The following is an 18,345-nucleotide window of genomic DNA, read 5'->3' as shown; positions in this document are numbered from 1 at the left end:
ATGCGTACCTACATCCTCAGTTTTCAGGAAACCGATAAAACAAAGCATGCAGTAACGGGGGGCAAAGGCGCCAATCTGGGCGAATTATCCCGGATTGTGGAGATACAAGTGCCTGAAGGCTTTTGCATTACTACAGAAGTCTACAAAGAAATTATTGGAAATAGTAAAGCAGTTAATTCACTGTTGGATGAGTTGGCTATGCTGAAAGCAGACAATAGGAAAAGTATTAGTGAAATTTGTGCAAAAATCCGGAAGGAGATTGAAGAAATAACGATTCCGGACTCTATTACGCATGAGATTTCCCGGCAGCTTGAACAACTCGGCGAAAGAGATGCCTATGCCATACGTTCCAGCGCCACAGCAGAGGATTTGCCTACCGTATCCTTTGCCGGGCAGCAGGACACGTTTTTGAACATAACCGGCAAGAAGGCAATTTTAAAGCATATCAGCCAATGCTGGGCATCACTGTTTACTGAGAGGGCAGTTATTTACCGCCTTCAAAATGGCTTTGACCACCGTAAAGTCCACCTGGCGGTGGTTGTCCAGAAAATGGTCTTCCCGCAGGCTTCAGGCATTTTGTTCACAGCCGATCCCGTCAACTGTAACAGGAAGGTATTATCCATTGATGCGGGCTTCGGATTGGGAGAAGCCATGGTTTCCGGCCTGGTAAATGCAGATACCTATAAAGTATGTAACGGCAAGATTATCGATAAAAGGGTATCTGCCAAGAAGCTCGCAAGCTATGCTTTAAAAGGTGGCGGTACAGCAGCACAGGAAATTGACCCTCAGCGGCAGAGTAGCCAGGCGCTTACAGATGAGCAGATTTTGCAGCTTGCCCACATAGGCAGAGAAATTGAAGTGCATTTCGGCCACCCCCAGGATATTGAATGGTGTCTGGTAGATGATACCTTTTATATTGTTCAGAGCCGGCCAATTACTACTTTATTTCCGGTGCCCCAGGCAGATGACCAGGAAAATCATGTTTATATTTCTGTCGGCCATCAACAAATGATGACCGATGCCATAAAACCCTTAGGGCTCTCTTTTTTTCTGTTAACCACTCGTGCACCCATGCGTACAGCCGGTGGAAGGTTATTTGTGGATGTTACGCCTATGCTGGCTTCACCTGGCAGCAGACAACAGATACTAGAAACTTTGGGACAACATGATCCGCTCATAAAAGACGCACTTATGACCGTAATTGAGCGGGGAGATTTTATAAAACCGTCACTGCCGGATGAAAAAGAAGGAGAAAAAAGCAATAAAGGGGTGCCTCCTTTGGATTTCCAGGTACTACTTGAGAATGGTCCGGCTGTGGTTTCCCATCTGATCGGGCGTAGTCAAACTTCGATCGCAGCATTAAAACAAAACATTCAGGCGAAACAGGGATCAGCGCTATTTGATTTTATTCTGGAAGATCTCCAGGAGTTAAAGAAGATCTTATTTGATCCACAAAGCCACAGGGTAATTATGGCTGCCATGAATGCTTTCTCCTGGATTAATGAACACATACAGGAGTGGTTGGGCGAAAAAAACGTGGCAGATACCCTTTCTCAGTCTGTGCCAAACAATATTACCTCAGAAATGGGTCTGCAACTAGTAGAGGTTGCCGACGTGCTCCGCCCGTATCCGGAAGTAATTGAGTATTTGCAACAGGTAAAGAATAATAATTTTTTAGATGATCTGGTAAAATTTACAGGCGGACAGCAAGCCCGGGAAGCTATAGATGCGTATCTGAACAAATACGGCATGCGGTGTACCGGAGAAATAGATATTACCAAAACCCGCTGGAGCGAAAACCCAAAATTACTTGTGCCTCTGATGCTGAGTAACATTAAAAATTTGGCGCCTGGTGCCGGCAAGCGGAAATTTGAGCAGGGGCGGCAGGAAGCATTGAAAAAAGAACAGGAACTAATAGCACAGCTGGCGGCATTACCGGATGGCGAACAAAAAGCCAGGGATACAAAACAAATGATCCGCCTGATCCGGAGTTTGAGTGGTTACCGGGAATATCCAAAATACGACATGGTTAATCGCTACTTCGTATATAAGCAGGCTTTGCTGAAAGAAGCGGAGCACCTCCTGCAAGCTGGTATTATTCATTCAACAGAAGATATCTACTATCTCACGTTTGAAGAACTTCGGGAAACTGTGCGCACCCATCAACTGGATTACGAGCTTATTCGTCAGCGAAAAAATGAATATGAAGTATATGAAAAACTAAACCCGCCACGGGTGATCACGTCTGATGGTGAAATTGTTACAGGTATGTACAAACGGGAAAACCTCCCTGCCGGAGCTATGGTTGGCCTGGCTGTTTCTTCCGGCATAATAGAAGGGCGGGCACGTGTTATTTTAACTATGGAAGATGCCCATTTGGAAGAGGGGGATATATTAGTTACCACCTTTACTGACCCTAGCTGGACTCCCTTGTTTGTATCCATAAAAGGCTTGGTTACGGAAGTGGGTGGCCTGATGACCCATGGAGCAGTAATTGCACGTGAATACGGCTTGCCGGCTGTTGTGGGCGTGGAAAATGCTACTAACCTGATAAAAAACGGACAACCAATTCGTGTCCATGGAACTGAAGGATATGTAGAAATACTGTAACCATGCTTTATAGACAGGAACCAAAAGTTTATGCCTATCATTCATTTGTGGCAATAGAATAGCCAGACATAACAACGTTTATTTTACGCGTGTATGCGAAGGAAAAACAGAGATGAAAAGGAAGAAGGTATGTTGTTGAAGATGCGGAAAACAGACTCAATAGATTCAACACGCCTGTTGGGCTAATACCAGAAGAATTTGCCAGAATGTAGTGCTGAATCAAGCAAGGCTGCTAACCAGGCGTGGTTTTACTTTTTAGCAGAGAAGCCGGGAATAAAGATAGTTCATACGCATAGTATTCTATATTTTTGCTGTAGACTTTTTTTACTAAAGGGGTTGCTGGTTTATACAGTTTTCATCAGTCTTCGTAATAATTTCTACTATATAGGTTCTTTTTTATTAGTAGTTTTACACAAATTTTTCCAATCTTACGATAATCTAACCATCGTATTCCGTACGCTAACATTTATGAAGAACCAAAGCTTAAAATTTCTGCAGAAGAGTAAAAAGCATTTATTAGAAACCTGGATGAGTAATCAAATGGAGGATCAGGCGTTACGGGAAGATTTGATGTCCAATGATGAACTAAGAAACCAGTCAGATGAGTTGCTGACGGCACTACTGAAAACACTCAACTCAGATAACATAGATAATACGCAGTCTAAGGATTTTGAACAGGTAAGCGGAATTTTAAGCGACATTTCGGTTTCCAGAGCAAGGCATGGATTTTCGCCCCGCGAAACAGCGCAGTTTGTGTTGAGCCTGAAACAAGCCCTCACCCAAACCCTTGAAAAAGAGTATACCGATGACCCCAAAGTATTACTTGATTCCTACATTGCTATCAATAAGTTAATAGATAGCCTGAATATCATAACGTTTGAAACATTCATTAAGGGACGCGAAGAAGTAATTATCCGGCAGACAGATGAGATGAATGAAATTTCTACACCGGTTATCCGGGTATGGGAAGGCGTAGTGGCCCTGCCTATTATTGGTACCTTAGATAGTATGCGTACCCAGATAGTGATGGAAAATCTGTTGCAGGAGATTGTAAATACCGGCAGCACTATAGCTATACTGGATATATCCGGCGTGCCTGCGGTAGATTCCCTAGTGGCTCAACATTTGCTGAAAACGGTAAGTGCTACCAGGTTAATGGGTGCCGAATGTATTATTAGTGGCATACGCCCTGAAATTGCCCAAACGATTGTTCACCTGGGCATAGATCTTTCTCATATAAAAACCAAGGCCTCCCTGGCTAGTGCATTAAAATTAGCCTTCTCTATGCTTAATGTGGAAGTAAAACGAGTAGAAAAAAACCGGCAGAACAATGGATAGAATACCAATACTAAAAATGGGGCATTTTCTGCTGGTTACCATTCAGGTAGATTTGTATGACCGCTTAGCGCTTAGTCTGGAAAACGACCTGATTAACATGGTAAGCCAGGTAGATGCCAAAGGAGTGCTTATCGATATTTCTGCCGTAAGTATTGTAGATTCATTTATGGGCCGTATCCTGGGCAATATTGCTTCTATGACTAAGATTATGGATGCGGAAACAGTAGTGGTGGGGATGCAGCCTGCCGTGGCTATTACTCTGGTAGAGTTAGGGTTAACACTTTCAGGCGTACACACGGCATTGAATGTAGAAAAGGGGATGGAGCTTCTTCAGAAGAGAATTGGCAAAGACCAGACTGGAGAGGAAGAGGATTATGATAGTAATGACTAAGGAATCGCTACAGATTCTAAAAGAACAAGATGTAATTTTATTCAGAAACCGTGTAAAGGAGTTTGCCACCAAAATAGGCATGAGTTTGCTCAATCAGACTAAGTTAATAACGGCTGCAAGTGAACTGGTGCGCAACATGCTGAAATATGCCAATGGCGGCGTAGTAATTCTGGAAATTATAGGCAAAGACAGGGTAACCGGCATTAGGTTAACTTTTACAGACAAAGGCCCTGGCATAGCCGATATCCGCCTGGCGATGAAAGATGGATACTCTACAGGTAAAAGTCTGGGGTTGGGCTTGCCGGGAGCCAAACGGTTAGTAAATGAATTTGATATAAAAAGTGAAGTAGGCAAAGGAACAACTGTTACGATCATCCGCTGGAAAAATGGAATTTAACGCACACCACTGCTTTCCGGTATCGGATAGAAGCTATCTTAGCCTGACGAAAAGGGAGATACAGAAACTGGCCGAAAGTTATGGCTTTACAGAAGCCAAACTAGGCAAAATAGATATTGTTGCCTCTGAGCTAGCTTCCAATTTAATCAAACATACTACTTCAGGCGGAGAAATACTGGTAAAAGCCCTGGGTATGGGCCGGGCTGCCGGTATTGAAATTATCAGTGTAGATAATGGCCCCGGCATGGTAGATGTGCTGCGGATGATGCAGGATGGCGTTTCTACAGTAGGCTCACAGGGAGAAGGCCTGGGAGCCATAAAAAGGCTGTCGCACGAATTTGATATATACTCTCAGCCGGAACAAGGCACGGTTGTCTTATCCCGGATCTATCTCACCGAAAAAGACCGGAAAAAAAATACTGGATTCAATCAACTAGACGTACGGGCAGTGATGGTAGCCAAAACTGGCGAAACCTATTGTGGGGATGCCTGGAGAGCCTTACCTGTGAAAGATGGGTGTGTAATAATGGCTGCTGACGGGCTGGGGCATGGCGAAGAAGCACACATGGCTTCTACGCAGGCGGTGGCTGTACTTTCCGAAAGTCTGGCTGTTGACCCGGCCGGTGCCTTAAGAATTATTCATCAGGAAATAAAACGGACCAGAGGAGCTGTAGGAGCCGTTGCCTTCATTCAGTCTGCCGCTGGGAAAGTTTCTTTTTGTGGGATAGGTAATATTGGCGGCAAGGTGCTTTCTCTGGAAGTAAATAAAAGCCTGATATCCTATAACGGGATTCTGGGACACAATATTCCGAACACCATTCATAATCACCAGTTCTCCTGGAGTGATACCTCCATTGTATTGTTGCATTCAGATGGGCTAAAATCGCGGTGGGAATTCAGCAAGTATCCGCTCCTGCGCCTGCACGACCCCAGTGTAATGGCAGCTGTTTTGTACAAAGATCACACCCGGAAAATAGATGATATATTAGTAATAGCCGGAAAGCAAAAGAAATAAAGCCCATGCATAAATATGCGTACCAGAACATTGTTAAAGTAGGTATAGCCAATGAATTAGATATTGTGCTTGCCTATAAGCGGGCGAGGCAGCTAACTCAATTAACGGGCATGCCTGTTCCTACCCAAACCAAGTTTGCGACCGCTGTATCGGAAATATGCCGCAATGTGCTGGAACATGTAGGCGAAGGCAGCATTGTATTCAGCATTATAGAGCAAGATAAGCACTTGTATGTGGAAGCATTAATTATTGATTATGGCCGGGGCATTCCCAATATTGAAGAAATTCTGAAAATAAATATACAGCCCCTGGGCGGTAAGGGGTGGGGTATTGCCAATGCAAAGAAGCTGGTAGATCAGTTTTTTATAGAAAGCAAGCTCAACAATGGCACAAAAGTTAAGCTGCTGAAAAAAATACCTGCCAACCATCCTCCAATTAATAAACCAATTATAGAAGGCTGGAATGAATACTTCAATAATGAATCCCGTATCTCTCCCTATGAAGAAATAAAACAGCAAAATATACAACTGCTGGAAGTAATGGAAGCTTTGCGAATTAAGCAGATGCAAACCGAGCACCAGATGGACGAAATTAAATCTCTGCACAACAATGTATCAGCCCTGCTCAAAGAAAGAGAAGAAGCGAATGGGATGTTGCAGAAAATGAACAAAGAGCTTGAGGAATTTGCCTACACTGTTTCGCATGATCTGAAAGCTCCGCTACGCAATATTCAAGGCATTGCCAAATTGATAAACAAAGCTGTTAAGGCCTCGGGCAATGAACAAGCGAACATGCATTTTGAAATGCTCAACGAACAGGTAAAACGGATGGATAGCCTGATCACCGGTATTCTGTCGTACTCTAAATCCGGCCGTCAATATATAGAGCAAACCACCGTCGATGTAAAAAATTTGCTTCTGGAAATTATTGCATCTGTGGCTTTGCCAGCTGGCCTGGAAGTACAGATACTAAGTGAGATGCCAGTGCTGCATACCGAAGAAATTTATTTGCGTCAGATATTTACAAACCTGATAGAAAATGCCATTAAGTACCACGATACCCAGCAAGGAATTATAGCCATAAGTGCCATTGAGAAAGAAAAGTTTATTGAGTTTGCCGTAAAAGACGATGGCCCGGGTATCCCTGAAGAATACCACGAGAAAATTTTCCAGATGTATTATTCCTTACATACTTCCTCCAATGATAGTACCGGGCTAGGCTTATCTATTATCAAGAAAATTACTTCTGAAAAAGGAGGCAAAGTCTGGGTAGAATCGCAGGGAAGAGGAGCAACCTTTATTTTTACATGGCCTGCGGAAACCGCATAAACCAAGCCCCTAATGAATAGACAAAATTTTATTTCTTCTTACTCTTGCTTTGTATATAGCTAATGGCAGCGTTAACAACTGTTGTTTTGCTCTCACATTAAACATCTCCATTTCAGGTAATGACAAGTACAATAAAATAGATGGTGATATTCTCTAGAAATTATCTGTTTTGTTGTGTGCGGAGTAGAGGTAAAAAATGGAAAAGTATTGCGTACCTATTTACATCAATACATACTTAGCCGCCTGGCTGAACATCTATAAACTGAGATGTATTTTACATAGCTAGAGAAAGAGTATAATGCAGCAGAAGGCGTTTCTCTAGTGTTCGTGCTACTGTAGAAAATGCTTGTTTTCAGGCTTCTGGCAAATGGATTCACAGATTACTCATTCTGAAGGAAGCAAGTGTATAAGTAATACAACATGCGCCCAGCAAGATAGTATACATTTTTATTACTAGTCTTTTGCAGCGTATTTTAAAAATACCCTTCCATTTTCCAGGCTATTGTACAAGTTTTATTACCTGCTTTTTTTACTAACTCTTTTCTGTTTCACTTACTTTTTTTTCTGCTGATTGTATCCACGGAAAAGAGCCTTGTATGGCATAAGTTACTTTTTTAAGCCAACAGCCTTTTATTCAATCATACAATAAACACATGAAAAAAAGTAAGTATTACATTCCAGCTATTGCTCTGTTATTGGGTATAGGCACCTTATCGAGTTGTAACAAAGACAAAGAAGTAAGTCCTGCCAACACAACAAAACCCACAAGCGAGCAAAATTTTACTACAGCTAAAGCAACGCTCGAAGTAATTGAAGAATTACAGAATCTAAATGATCTGGCCATGACAGTATCTATGGATGGTTCTGCTTCGCCGCAAGCTACAGGAAGAATTGCCGCTATAAAGGAACTACCTTGTGGTACAGTAAATCACCAGGTAAATGAAGAAACTGGTGCAGGTACCATTACTGTTGACTATGGTAGCGGACAAAGATGTGCAGATGACGTATTGCGTAAAGGTAAAATTATTTTTACCGTAACTGTATCCGCGGAAGGTAATGGCGTACAGATGAACGCAGAGTTTGTAGGCTATGAAGCTAACAGCAAAAAGCTAGATGGCCATTATACGGTGGGCATCACTATCAATGATGCGGTCAATTCTATGATCTATACCTACGACTTTAAAAATGCCGTGCTTACTTATGCGGACGGCTCAAAGATCTCATGGAATAGCAATTACGTAATCAACTTTGGTTATGATATGGGTGAAACCGAAAATGATACGCCTATCATAACCTGGGAAATGACCGGTGGCATAACGGGTCTTAACCGTCAGGGGAAAGCATTCTCCGCACAGATTACCTCTCCATTATCTCTAGATGTTTATTGTGCATACGGCATAACCAAAGGTACATACTTATTAACGGCTGAAGGGTACAGTGAAGCAGTTTACGATTTCGGCAATGGCCAATGCGACAACCTGGCTACACTCACCATAGATGGAAAAAGTGAGCAAATACCAATGCATCAGTAAAAATTATCAACTTATTTTTTATAAAGCCACTGAAGGTATAAACTTCAGTGGCTTCATTATTTTTAGCTTTTTGTGAAAAAAGAATAGCTGCAAAAAGAGGGATCAGGAATTTTTACCAGCCGAAATGGAATCTTTCCAGGGAAATATTGATTAAATTTTATATAAAGCTTAAATTTAAGGGTTTATATTTTTAGAATGTGTCTGTTGACAGGTAAATATTCTTTTATGAAGCGGCCATTAACAAATTTTATATCCCTATCTGCTATTATCCTTTTTCTGGGAGCTATGTTCTACAGCCTGGGAGGTTGTAACCGTACAGAATCTTCCAGTGTAATTTCAGATAGCCTGCAAGCGGTGCTACCTGATCAAGTAGATTTTAATTTTCATGTAAAACCCATTCTTTCGGACCGTTGTTTTGCTTGTCATGGGCCAGACCCTAATACCCGTGAAGGAAACTTACGGCTAGATACAGAGGAAGGCGCATTTGCGGCTATTGATAGCCTGGGCAAGCGTCATGCTATTGTCAAAGGCAATCTGGACAAAAGTATGCTTTTCCAGCGGATTGTATCTAAAGATCCGGATGAGATGATGCCGCCTGCCAATTCTAATCTTACCTTGAATGACTACGAAATAGGTATACTAACTAAATGGATAGAACAAGGTGCTCAATGGAAAGAACATTGGTCCTTTATTCCGCCCACAAAACCGGAAGTGCCAAAAGTTACTCAAAAAGAATGGGTAAAAAATCCGATCGATAATTTTGTATTGAACCGTCTGGAGCAAAAAGGATTGAAGCCTGCTGAGGAAGCAAGTAAAGAAACATTGCTCCGCCGCGTATCATTTGATCTTACTGGTTTACCTCCAACAGTAGCAGAGGTAGATGCTTTCATGAAAGATACCTCACCCAACGCCTACGAAAGAGCCGTAGATCGGCTATTGGCCTCTCCGCACTATGGCGAACGGATGGCCGTGGAATGGCTGGATATTGCCCGTTATGCAGATTCGCATGGCTACCAGGACGATGGTATGCGCAACAGCTGGCCCTGGCGCGACTGGGTAATCAATGCTTACAATCAGAATCTGCCGTATGATAAGTTTATTACCTGGCAACTAGCCGGCGATATGCTACCTAATCCTACCAAAGAGCAGCTAATTGCTACTTCGTTTAACCGGAATCATCCGCAAACACAGGAAGGCGGCGTAGTAGACGAAGAATACCGGGTAGAGTATGTAGCTGACCGGACCAATACCTTTGGAAAAGCCTTTTTAGGTCTTACCATGGAATGTGCCCGTTGCCATGACCATAAATATGATCCGGTTACCCAGAAAGATTATTACTCTTTATTTGCTTTCTTCAATAGTAACAACGAATCGGGCATTATTCCTTATAATGGCGAAGCGTCTCCTACAGTTATTCTAACCAATGAAGAAACAGATAAAAAATTATCCTTTATCCGGGAGCAAATGGCTCCACTACAGAAAGCCATAGAACCAACCAACTACCAGCAAAATTTCGAAAAATGGCTGGCGGCTTCCCGCACGTCGCCAGATAAGTATAGCTTGAATACAAAGCAGCTAATTGGGTTATTTCATTTTGAAGAACCTGCCCAGGAGAAAGAGTTTAAAAATGCGGTTAAAACCAAACTAACTGGTAAGGTTGCCGGAGATATGGATAAAAAACCGGTGGTTGTTCCAGGAATAGAAGGCAATGGCCGGAAACTGATTGGCGATGCTGGCATTAATTTCACCAAAGAAGTTGACTTCGACAGACATCAACCCTTTTCCATCAGCATCTGGACCAATATACTGGGAGGGGGAGAAGAAGGAACCTTATTTGCCAAATGTAACGGGGAATTTGAAGGCTACCGGGGTTACCGTGTTCTGCTCAAGAAAGATAATTCCCTAGATGTCAGCTTTAGTTACGTGTGGCCTGCCAATAGTATTGATCTGCGCATCAAAGAAAAACTTAAGCCCAATACCTGGCACCATCTGGTATTAACGTACGATGGCAGCAGCAAAGCATCTGGTGTAAAGTTGTTCCTGGATGGCAAAGAAACCGGGCGCAAAGTAGTCACAGATAATTTGCATAAGAGTATTTTATATGGCGAAAAGAAAACCCATTGGAGCGAAATGCCTTTCATGATTGGCCGTGATATGCGGGGCAGTATCCAGAATGTAATGGTAGATGAAATGGCTGTATACCAACGCCAGCTCTCGGCTTTAGAAGTACAAGAAATCAACGGGCAGAAGGAGGCTATAGCCACCTTGCTAAAGAAGCCAGCTGCTGAGCTTAGTAAAGCTGAACAAGCGCAATTATTCGAGTACTATTTATTGAATGAAGATGAAACCTATGCCGGGCATTTGGCCAAACTTACTAAACTGCGGGATGAAGAAAACCAGTTATTGACTGACCAGCCTGAGGTAATGGTTATGCAGGAAAGAAAGGAACCCCTGCCATCCTACATCTTGGATCGAGGTGCGTACGATGCGCCTAAAACTCCGGTAGAACCCAATACACCAGGCAAACTAATTTCTTTCGATAAAAAACAACCTAAGAACCGCCTGGGCTTATCTAAATGGCTGCTGGATACCAGACATCCGCTAACTTCCAGAGTAATTGTAAACCGCTTCTGGGCGATGGCTTTTGGCCAAGGCTTAGTCAGCACGCCGGATGATTTTGGTAACCAGGGGGCTTTACCTACACATCCGGATTTGTTAGATTACCTGGCAACCACTTTTATGCATAGTGGCTGGGATGTAAAAGCATTTATGAAAATGGTAGTTATGTCGGCTACCTACCGACAGGCATCAGTTGTTTCTCCCAAAGTGATCGAAGCCGATCCAAACAATGACTTGTATAGCCGGGGACCGAGCTACCGCTTAAGCGCCGAAATGATCCGCGACAATGCCCTGGCGGCTAGTGGGTTATTGGTTCCTGAAGTAGGCGGGCCAAGCGTATATCCGTACCAGCCGGAAGGCATCTGGGAAGCGCTGGCTACCCGTAACAAAACGCATTATGAACAGGGCAAAGGGGATGATTTGTACCGGAGAAGCTTATATACCGTGTGGAAGCGTAGTTCGCCGCCGCCCTCTATGATGAACTTTGATGCACCAGACCGTTATATCTGCATTGTAAAACGCCAGAAAACCGCTACTCCCCTGCAATCGTTAGTGCTAATGAACGACCCACAATATATAGAAGCTTCCCGGCTGCTGGCCGAACGGATGATAAAAGAGGGTGGCCAAACGCCAGAATCAAGAATTGCTTTTGCGTTTAAGGCACTTACCAGCCGGGCTCCCAGAGCAGAGGAACTTACCTTGCTTCAACAGTTGTATGAAGATGAATTAAGAGACTTTACGAAAGAACCTAAACGTGCCGGGCAACTACTGAGTGTCGGGGAATACAAACGGGATATAAGCCTGGATGCTAATGAAGTAGCTGCCTGTACTATTATAGCTTCCAGCATTATGAATTTTGATGAGTTTGTTGTAAAAAGATAGATACCTGAATGTGAAAATGAGGAAATATGAAAATTTGGGAAGATAAGTGGCGCCTTTCTAAGTTTTTACATTCACAAATCTCCAACTTATAAATTGCTTTGTTATGAAAGATAAAGATTTTGCAGAACAAGTGAGCCAGGGCTTAAACCGGCGGGAATTTTTAAAGGGAAGTGTGTTAGGGTTAGGTGCAGCTGCTTTAGGTTCACTGCTTAATGCTAACTCCGTTTTTGGAAGGGGGAATGCTACTGGTTTAGAAGCCTTACAATCTGAGTTGCCGCATTTTGTGCCCAAAGCCAAACGGGTAATCTATCTTTTTCAAAGCGGTGCTCCCTCTCAACTGGAGTTATTTGATTACAAGCCTAAGCTGCGGGAAATGTTTGGCCAGGAGTTGCCACCTTCTGTGCGGGGTAACCAACGCCTGACAGGTATGTCATCCGGGCAACGGTCTTTTCCCCTGGCATTTGGAAAATTTGAGTTTCAGCAGTATGGTAAGAGCCGGGCCTGGATAAGCGATTTGCTACCTTATCACCGGCAGATAGTAGACGAAGTTTGTTTCATAAAATCTATGCATACAGAGGCTATTAACCACGACCCGGCTGTTACCTTTGTACAAACTGGTTCTCAGCAGGCCGGGCGTCCAAGTTTTGGTTCGTGGGTAAGTTATGGGCTAGGGTCTGATAACGAAAATCTACCTACTTTCTGTGTGCTCCTCTCCAAAGGGCGGGAAGGCGACCAGCCCTTGTATGCAAAACTGTGGAGTAATGGGTTTCTGCCATCTGAGCATCAAGGGGTTATGTTCCGGTCAGGGAAAGATCCGGTATTGTATCTCAATGACCCACATGGCATTGATAAAACCAGCCGGCGCAGAATGCTGGATTATCTGGCCAAACTTCATCAGCAGCAATACGAACATGTGCTTGACCCGGAAATAAATTCCAGAGTATCGCAGTATGAAATGGCTTACCGCATGCAAACGTCTGTACCGGAGACCATGGATATATCCAAAGAGCCAGACTATATCTACGACATGTACGGACCCGACTCCCGCAAGCCAGGAACGTTCGCTGCCAATTGTTTACTAGCCCGCCGCTTAGCCGAGCGCGATGTAAAGTTTGTGCAACTCTACCATCAAGGCTGGGATCAGCATGGAAACCTGCCCAACGACATTAAGATTATGGCCAAAAGTGTAGACCAGGCATCGGCAGCACTGGTTAAAGATTTAAAGCAACGCGGCTTATTGGAAGATACATTGGTAATATGGGGCGGGGAATTTGGCCGGACCAATTATTCGCAGGGTAAATTAACTCCCGAAGATTTCGGCCGCGACCATCATCCCCGGAGCTTTACTATATGGATGGCTGGCGCAGGCATAAAACCCGGCTTTACTTATGGAGAAACAGATGAGCTTGGTTACAATGTGGTAAAGGACCCGGTACATGTGCACGATTTTCAGGCTACTATCATGCATATGCTGGGCATTGATCATGAAAAACTAATATTTAAACACCAGGGCCGCCGCTACCGCCTGACAGATGTAGCCGGTAAAGTAGTGAAAGAAATATTAGTTTAAAGATGTATAAAATCAGAGTGCGTAGTTGAGCAGTTCAGAATCCAGTAATTTGGTGTAGTATTTTTTTGTGCGGCTTAGTTCTAAAGCTTTTACATGTTTAAGAGCATGGCAATCAGTGCCTGCAAAATGCACCATTTTCTTGTCTATTAACTTCTCTGCCAGGAGTTGTGCCGGCGTAGAATAATAGCCGGATAAAGAGTTGATGTTTATCTGAAGTAAGACCCCGTTTCTATAAAGTTCGGCACATTTTTCAAAGTTATCCTGGAAGTATACATATCTTTCGGGATGTGCCAGTACAGGTTTATAGCTTAAGGACTGCATCAAAAAGATAGCTTCATGTAGCTGAGCCGGCTGATTAATAAAAGAAGTTTCAAACAGCAGGTATCGGTCGCCAAAGGTAAGCAGCGGGTTATTATTCTGCAGCATACCCATAAACCATTCATCGAGGTAGTATTCTGCCGCTGCTTCTATTTCTATGTCCCAGCCTTCAGCTACTACTGCTTCTTTTACCTCAAAAAGCTTGCTATAAATAATCTCAGGTGTGTTCTTAAAAAAATCATTCATCACGTGGGGAGTAGCCACAAGTTTTGTATAGCCACAGTCCATCAGTTTTTTTATCAGGAACAAAGATTCTTCCATAGAAGAAGCCCCATCGTCTATGCCAGGTAAAAAGTGAGCATGCATATCTGATGTCAGCACTCGTTTGGGAGGCCCTTTGTCAGATCTACCAGTAAGTTTGTTAAAGAAAGACATCATTTAGTTTTGCCCGATCATTTTCTTTTTCTTGAAAAGCCCGTTAGATGCCGGACTGTTGTCATCTTCATCGTAGCCCTGGTAGTAACTATAGTCATAGCCGTACCCATACTGGCTCAAATGCTTAAAGGCATTCAAGATAATAGAAAGTCTGCCAAAGTTGTTATTCTTTATAAGCTTATTAATGTTTTTGATAAAGTATCGTTTGGAATAATCTGCCCGCACAACATATACAGGTAAGTCAGCTTTCTTCATCACTAGAATACCATCTGTAACCAGGCCTACCGGTGGTGTATCTATCACAATTACATCATAGAACTGGTGCAATTCTTTTAACAACGTATCAAACTCAGGCCTCAGGATAAGCTCGGAAGGATTGGGCGGCGTAGGTCCGGCAGCAATATAATCCAGTGACCGGATACTTGTGTTGCGGATACAATCCTGAATTTTGTGCTTGCCAATGAGAATAGTGCTAATGCCTGCAAAGTTTTCGTCATCAAAAGCCAGATGTATTTTAGGCTTCCGCATATCCAGATCCAAAATAATAACCTTGGTGTCTGACAAGGCAATTACGCCCGCCAGGTTCAGCGACACAAAAGTTTTGCCTTCGCCACTTACCGTGGAAGTCACGGTTATTATCCGTTTTTTCTTTTTACTAGGTAAAAGAAACTCCATGTTTGTGCGGATAGTACGGAAAGATTCGCTGATAGAGGCTTTGGGATTTTTGTTGATAATTAACCGCGATACATCCATTTTCTCCTTGAGGTAGGTAGGAATGGCACCCAGAATAGGAGCTTGTGTGGTTCTTTCCAGTTCGCGCTGGTTAGAAATGCTATCGTGCAAAATATACCGCAGACTCAGCAACAACATGCTTAACAACAAGCCAAAGGCACCAGCACTGCCGTAAATCATCATTTTGTTGGGGGCAATTGGTTTGCTAGGTGTACTTGCTGGAGAAAGTATAACAAACTCAGGAACCGTACCAGCCTCGGCAATACCTAACTCTGCCTTTCTATCCATCATCATCAGGTAATACTTGTCGTACAGGTCCTTAAATCTTTTAATTTTAGTGTATTCGGTACCTTTGGAAGGAAGCAGGGCAAATGTGTTTTCCAGTTCACTGATTTTATTATTGATCTGCCGGACATTATCAATCACTAGTTCTTTGTTTTTTACAATGAGGGTAGATATGTTTTTCCGGGCAATTCCGATGGCCTGATTTTTAGCCTGTACGGCAAACGTAGCTTCGGTGCGGGAAGACAACGCAATGGAACGGTCTTGCTGTAGCTGGTTAATCTCGGTAGTGAGTGCGGCGAGTTGCGGGTCAGTCAGCAGCGGGATGGAAGGGATAAACGATTCCAGGTCTCCTTCGGTATCTATTAAAAGCTGTAATTTCCGCAACAGATCCAGCTGGCTGTTAAGGAGTGTTTTCTGGTTAAGGAGTTCTTCAATTTTGGTAACAAATTTACCTACGTCCGATTCTATGTCCGTTGTTTTATTCTTGACAATAAAGCTTTCCAGCTGCGATTCATATTCTTCCAGATTGGCTTCTGTATTACGTAACTGTTCGTCGAGGAACTCTAATTTCTGCTTATTGGCTTTGTTTTTAATCTCCAGTGTTTTTGTCAGATACACACTGTCGATAGTATTGACGATATCCCGCGCTTTAGCAATATTGTGATCGGTGAAGGATATACCCAGTATGCTAGCTGCCGGGTTAAGAATATCTACCCGCACATTAGAGGCAATGTAATTAGTAAGCGCACCAGCACTATTTATTTTAAAATAGTATTTGGTATTCTGCAATTCAGGCGAATAAACTTGAGTAGTATCTACCACAAACAGAAAATCGGCCGTTTTTACAGACTGGCCAAAGGTATAGGTTTGCGAAATTTCCTGCTCGCCTACCTGGTAATTCAACTCGTACTGCTGGTTATTAAGCAGGGTTACGTTAAATACCCGGTCATACGCAAAACCAGTATACAACTCGTATTTTACAGAAAACGGCGAATTTTTGTATCGTTCTTCTTCCAGGATATTGCCATATGCAAAGTAGCTTATACCCATGTCTATCCGTTTGATTACTTCCTCATAAATCAGATTAGAACGGATCAGTTCTATTTCTCCGGGCAGGTTGGCGGCTACATCTTCTACGGTATTTACGCCGGTTAAACCCAGGACATTGGCTTCCCGCTTCACTTCCAGTTTAATGCTGGAAGAAGATTCATACAGTGGTTTGGTGTATCTGAGGTAAATATAGCTGCACAACAGGCTTATGATCGGAAGCATGATCAGCCAGATGATGTTCTTTTTTAGAATCTGATACAGGCGGATAAGATCAAGACCTCCCAGGAGGGTATCTTCTTCGTCTTGTTCGGCTTGCCGGTTAAAAGACACCATGCCGCCAACTTCTTCATTATCTGCTGGTATATTGCCGTTCGTTCCTGACATAATTGTTAATTTTCCCTGCTATCAAAACCTGGTGGTGACCAATACTACTAAAGTAACTAAAGAAGAAATAATACCTAGTACAGGGCTGATTTCCTGCAAAGATTCCGCAAATACCCTCCGGACCGGTTCTACATAAATAATATCGTTCGGTTGTACACGCAAGTTAGCTTTTGCCATGCCTTCAATAGTAGACAAATCAATAATATGTACTTCCGGATTATTCAGATCGCCTCTGATCAGGCGGATATTGCTGGCTTTTTCATTGTTTTGTACGCCGCCACTCAGCGCTATCACCTCAATCAGGTTCATGTTCTCGTTCACCAGGGGTACCACTTGCCCTTGATTGGCGCTTAAAACTACTACCCGTTTGTTAGCAAACTTTGTAGTTACAAACGGATCAATATAGAAAGTAGTATAGGCTTTTTCCAGTACACTGTCTGCTTGTTGTAAAGTAAGTCCTTCCAGGTACATCATTCCTACTTGTGGAAGCCGTACATAGCCATTTTCCTGTATCAGAAAACGGGGGGCTTGTGCAACAGCCTGCGTAGTTCCAGAGGTATTGCTGCCTGTTGGATTATTCTGAATATTAAAGTCTATCAGCCGCTCTCCCTTATTGGCATATAAAAATATTTCCAGATAATCGTTCTTCTGAATTATATAATTTCTTTCTGCCTGTTGCACATTCTGAGACAATCCTGCTGGCAGCTGCTCATGATCTGTTTTGAAAAGTATACTTTCCCGCACGGTTCTGCACGAAATCATAGACAGGCAAAGTATACACAAAAAGATACGTAAAGACATATAGTTTACAGATTATGAGAAAGAAGCAGATAAACAGGAAAATAATTCACAAGGCCGGGTTAAGTTAATACGTGTATAGCTGTTTGGAAAGTGGGCAACAGTTGGTCTTTTTCCGATACCACCGGATTAGCCAGCTGCCAGTTAATAGCTAACTGCGGATCGTTCCAGACAATTCCGCTTTCAGCTGCTTTATTGTAAAAATTCGTACATTTATAGACAAACACCGTATCTTCCAGGGCAGCAAATCCATGAGCAAAGCCTTCCGGCACATAGAGCATATTCCCTTTCTCTCCATCCAGAATAAAACTGGCATGCTGGCCAAATGTAGAGGAGCCCGGACGGATGTCCACCACCACATCCAATACTTTGCCTGTAATTACCTGCACGAGTTTTCCCTGGGCAAAAGGCTCTTTCTGAAAGTGTAACCCACGTACTACCCCTTTTTTGGAAAAAGAACGGTTATCCTGAACAAATCTGTAAGGAATTCCGTGGTCGGCGAATACCTGCTGTTGATACGTTTCTAAAAAGAAACCTCTTTCATCAAAAAAGACCCTGGGAGTAATTTCAATTAAACCTTTTATAGGTGTTTGCTGGAAATGCATGAGTTAGTACTATTGCTGTAAACTGTAAAATTAACAATTTCTACCAAATGCCGCAG

The 18,345-nt window shown here is 43.0% G+C and carries 13 protein-coding genes; 9 read left to right on the top strand and 4 right to left on the bottom strand.

Annotated features, from left to right (window positions below):
* The 9 genes from ppsA to Q0590_RS04805 all read left to right on the top strand — a co-directional run bounded on the left by ppsA (nucleotide 1) and on the right by Q0590_RS04805 (nucleotide 13,682).
* Complete coding sequence (gene ppsA, locus Q0590_RS04845; protein WP_302036368.1) at nucleotides 1-2,610, top strand: phosphoenolpyruvate synthase; 2,610 nt, start codon at nucleotides 1-3, stop codon at nucleotides 2,608-2,610.
* Nucleotides 2,611-3,078: 468 nt separating this feature from the next.
* Entirely contained in the window at nucleotides 3,079-3,948 is an 870-nt protein-coding gene (locus tag Q0590_RS04840) for an STAS domain-containing protein (RefSeq protein WP_302036367.1), read from the top strand.
* Nucleotides 3,941-4,339 (top strand): STAS domain-containing protein, encoded by a 399-nt coding sequence (locus Q0590_RS04835; protein WP_302036366.1) that lies wholly within the window; start codon nucleotides 3,941-3,943, stop codon nucleotides 4,337-4,339. Before Q0590_RS04840 ends, Q0590_RS04835 begins: the two co-directional genes overlap by 8 nt.
* Nucleotides 4,323-4,736, top strand: a complete 414-nt coding sequence (locus Q0590_RS04830) for an anti-sigma regulatory factor (RefSeq protein WP_378410400.1) — start codon at nucleotides 4,323-4,325, stop codon at nucleotides 4,734-4,736. Before Q0590_RS04835 ends, Q0590_RS04830 begins: the two co-directional genes overlap by 17 nt.
* Nucleotides 4,726-5,751, top strand: a complete 1,026-nt coding sequence (locus Q0590_RS04825; protein WP_302036364.1) for an ATP-binding SpoIIE family protein phosphatase — start codon at nucleotides 4,726-4,728, stop codon at nucleotides 5,749-5,751. Before Q0590_RS04830 ends, Q0590_RS04825 begins: the two co-directional genes overlap by 11 nt.
* Nucleotides 5,752-5,756: 5 nt before the next feature.
* Nucleotides 5,757-7,079 (top strand): ATP-binding protein, encoded by a 1,323-nt coding sequence (locus Q0590_RS04820; RefSeq protein WP_302036363.1) that lies wholly within the window; start codon nucleotides 5,757-5,759, stop codon nucleotides 7,077-7,079.
* A 653-nt stretch (nucleotides 7,080-7,732) separates the two neighbouring features.
* On the top strand, nucleotides 7,733-8,611 hold the full coding sequence (locus tag Q0590_RS04815; protein WP_302036362.1) for a hypothetical protein: 879 nt from the start codon (nucleotides 7,733-7,735) through the stop codon (nucleotides 8,609-8,611).
* Nucleotides 8,612-8,836: 225 nt separating this feature from the next.
* Nucleotides 8,837-12,112 (top strand): DUF1553 domain-containing protein, encoded by a 3,276-nt coding sequence (locus Q0590_RS04810; protein ID WP_302036361.1) that lies wholly within the window; start codon nucleotides 8,837-8,839, stop codon nucleotides 12,110-12,112.
* Between the two features lie 103 nt (nucleotides 12,113-12,215).
* Nucleotides 12,216-13,682: a DUF1501 domain-containing protein gene (locus Q0590_RS04805; RefSeq protein WP_302036360.1), complete on the top strand. Its 1,467-nt coding sequence runs from the start codon at nucleotides 12,216-12,218 to the stop codon at nucleotides 13,680-13,682.
* A 12-nt stretch (nucleotides 13,683-13,694) separates the two neighbouring features.
* Here the strand turns inward: Q0590_RS04805 and Q0590_RS04800 are convergent, their stop codons facing one another.
* From Q0590_RS04800 to rfbC, 4 genes are all read right to left on the bottom strand, one after another.
* Nucleotides 13,695-14,438 carry a tyrosine-protein phosphatase gene (locus tag Q0590_RS04800; protein WP_302036359.1) on the bottom strand — a complete coding sequence of 248 codons (744 nt, stop codon included), beginning with the start codon at nucleotides 14,436-14,438 and terminating at the stop codon, nucleotides 13,695-13,697.
* A complete protein-coding gene (locus Q0590_RS04795) occupies nucleotides 14,439-16,886 on the bottom strand; it encodes a GumC family protein (protein WP_302036358.1) in 2,448 nt (815 codons plus the stop codon). It abuts the gene before it with no gap.
* Between the two features lie 21 nt (nucleotides 16,887-16,907).
* Nucleotides 16,908-17,648, bottom strand: a complete 741-nt coding sequence (locus Q0590_RS04790; protein ID WP_302036357.1) for a polysaccharide biosynthesis/export family protein — start codon at nucleotides 17,646-17,648, stop codon at nucleotides 16,908-16,910.
* Nucleotides 17,649-17,746: 98 nt separating this feature from the next.
* Nucleotides 17,747-18,289 (bottom strand): dTDP-4-dehydrorhamnose 3,5-epimerase, encoded by a 543-nt coding sequence (rfbC, locus tag Q0590_RS04785; RefSeq protein WP_302036356.1) that lies wholly within the window; start codon nucleotides 18,287-18,289, stop codon nucleotides 17,747-17,749.
* Nucleotides 18,290-18,345: the final 56 nt, after the last annotated feature.

The sequence above is a fragment of the Rhodocytophaga aerolata genome (genome assembly GCF_030503435.1).
GTDB classification, from domain to species: Bacteria; Bacteroidota; Bacteroidia; order Cytophagales; family 172606-1; genus Rhodocytophaga; species Rhodocytophaga aerolata.
Note: the sequence above shows the minus strand (reverse complement) of the source record. Positions and strands in the feature narration are given on the sequence as shown.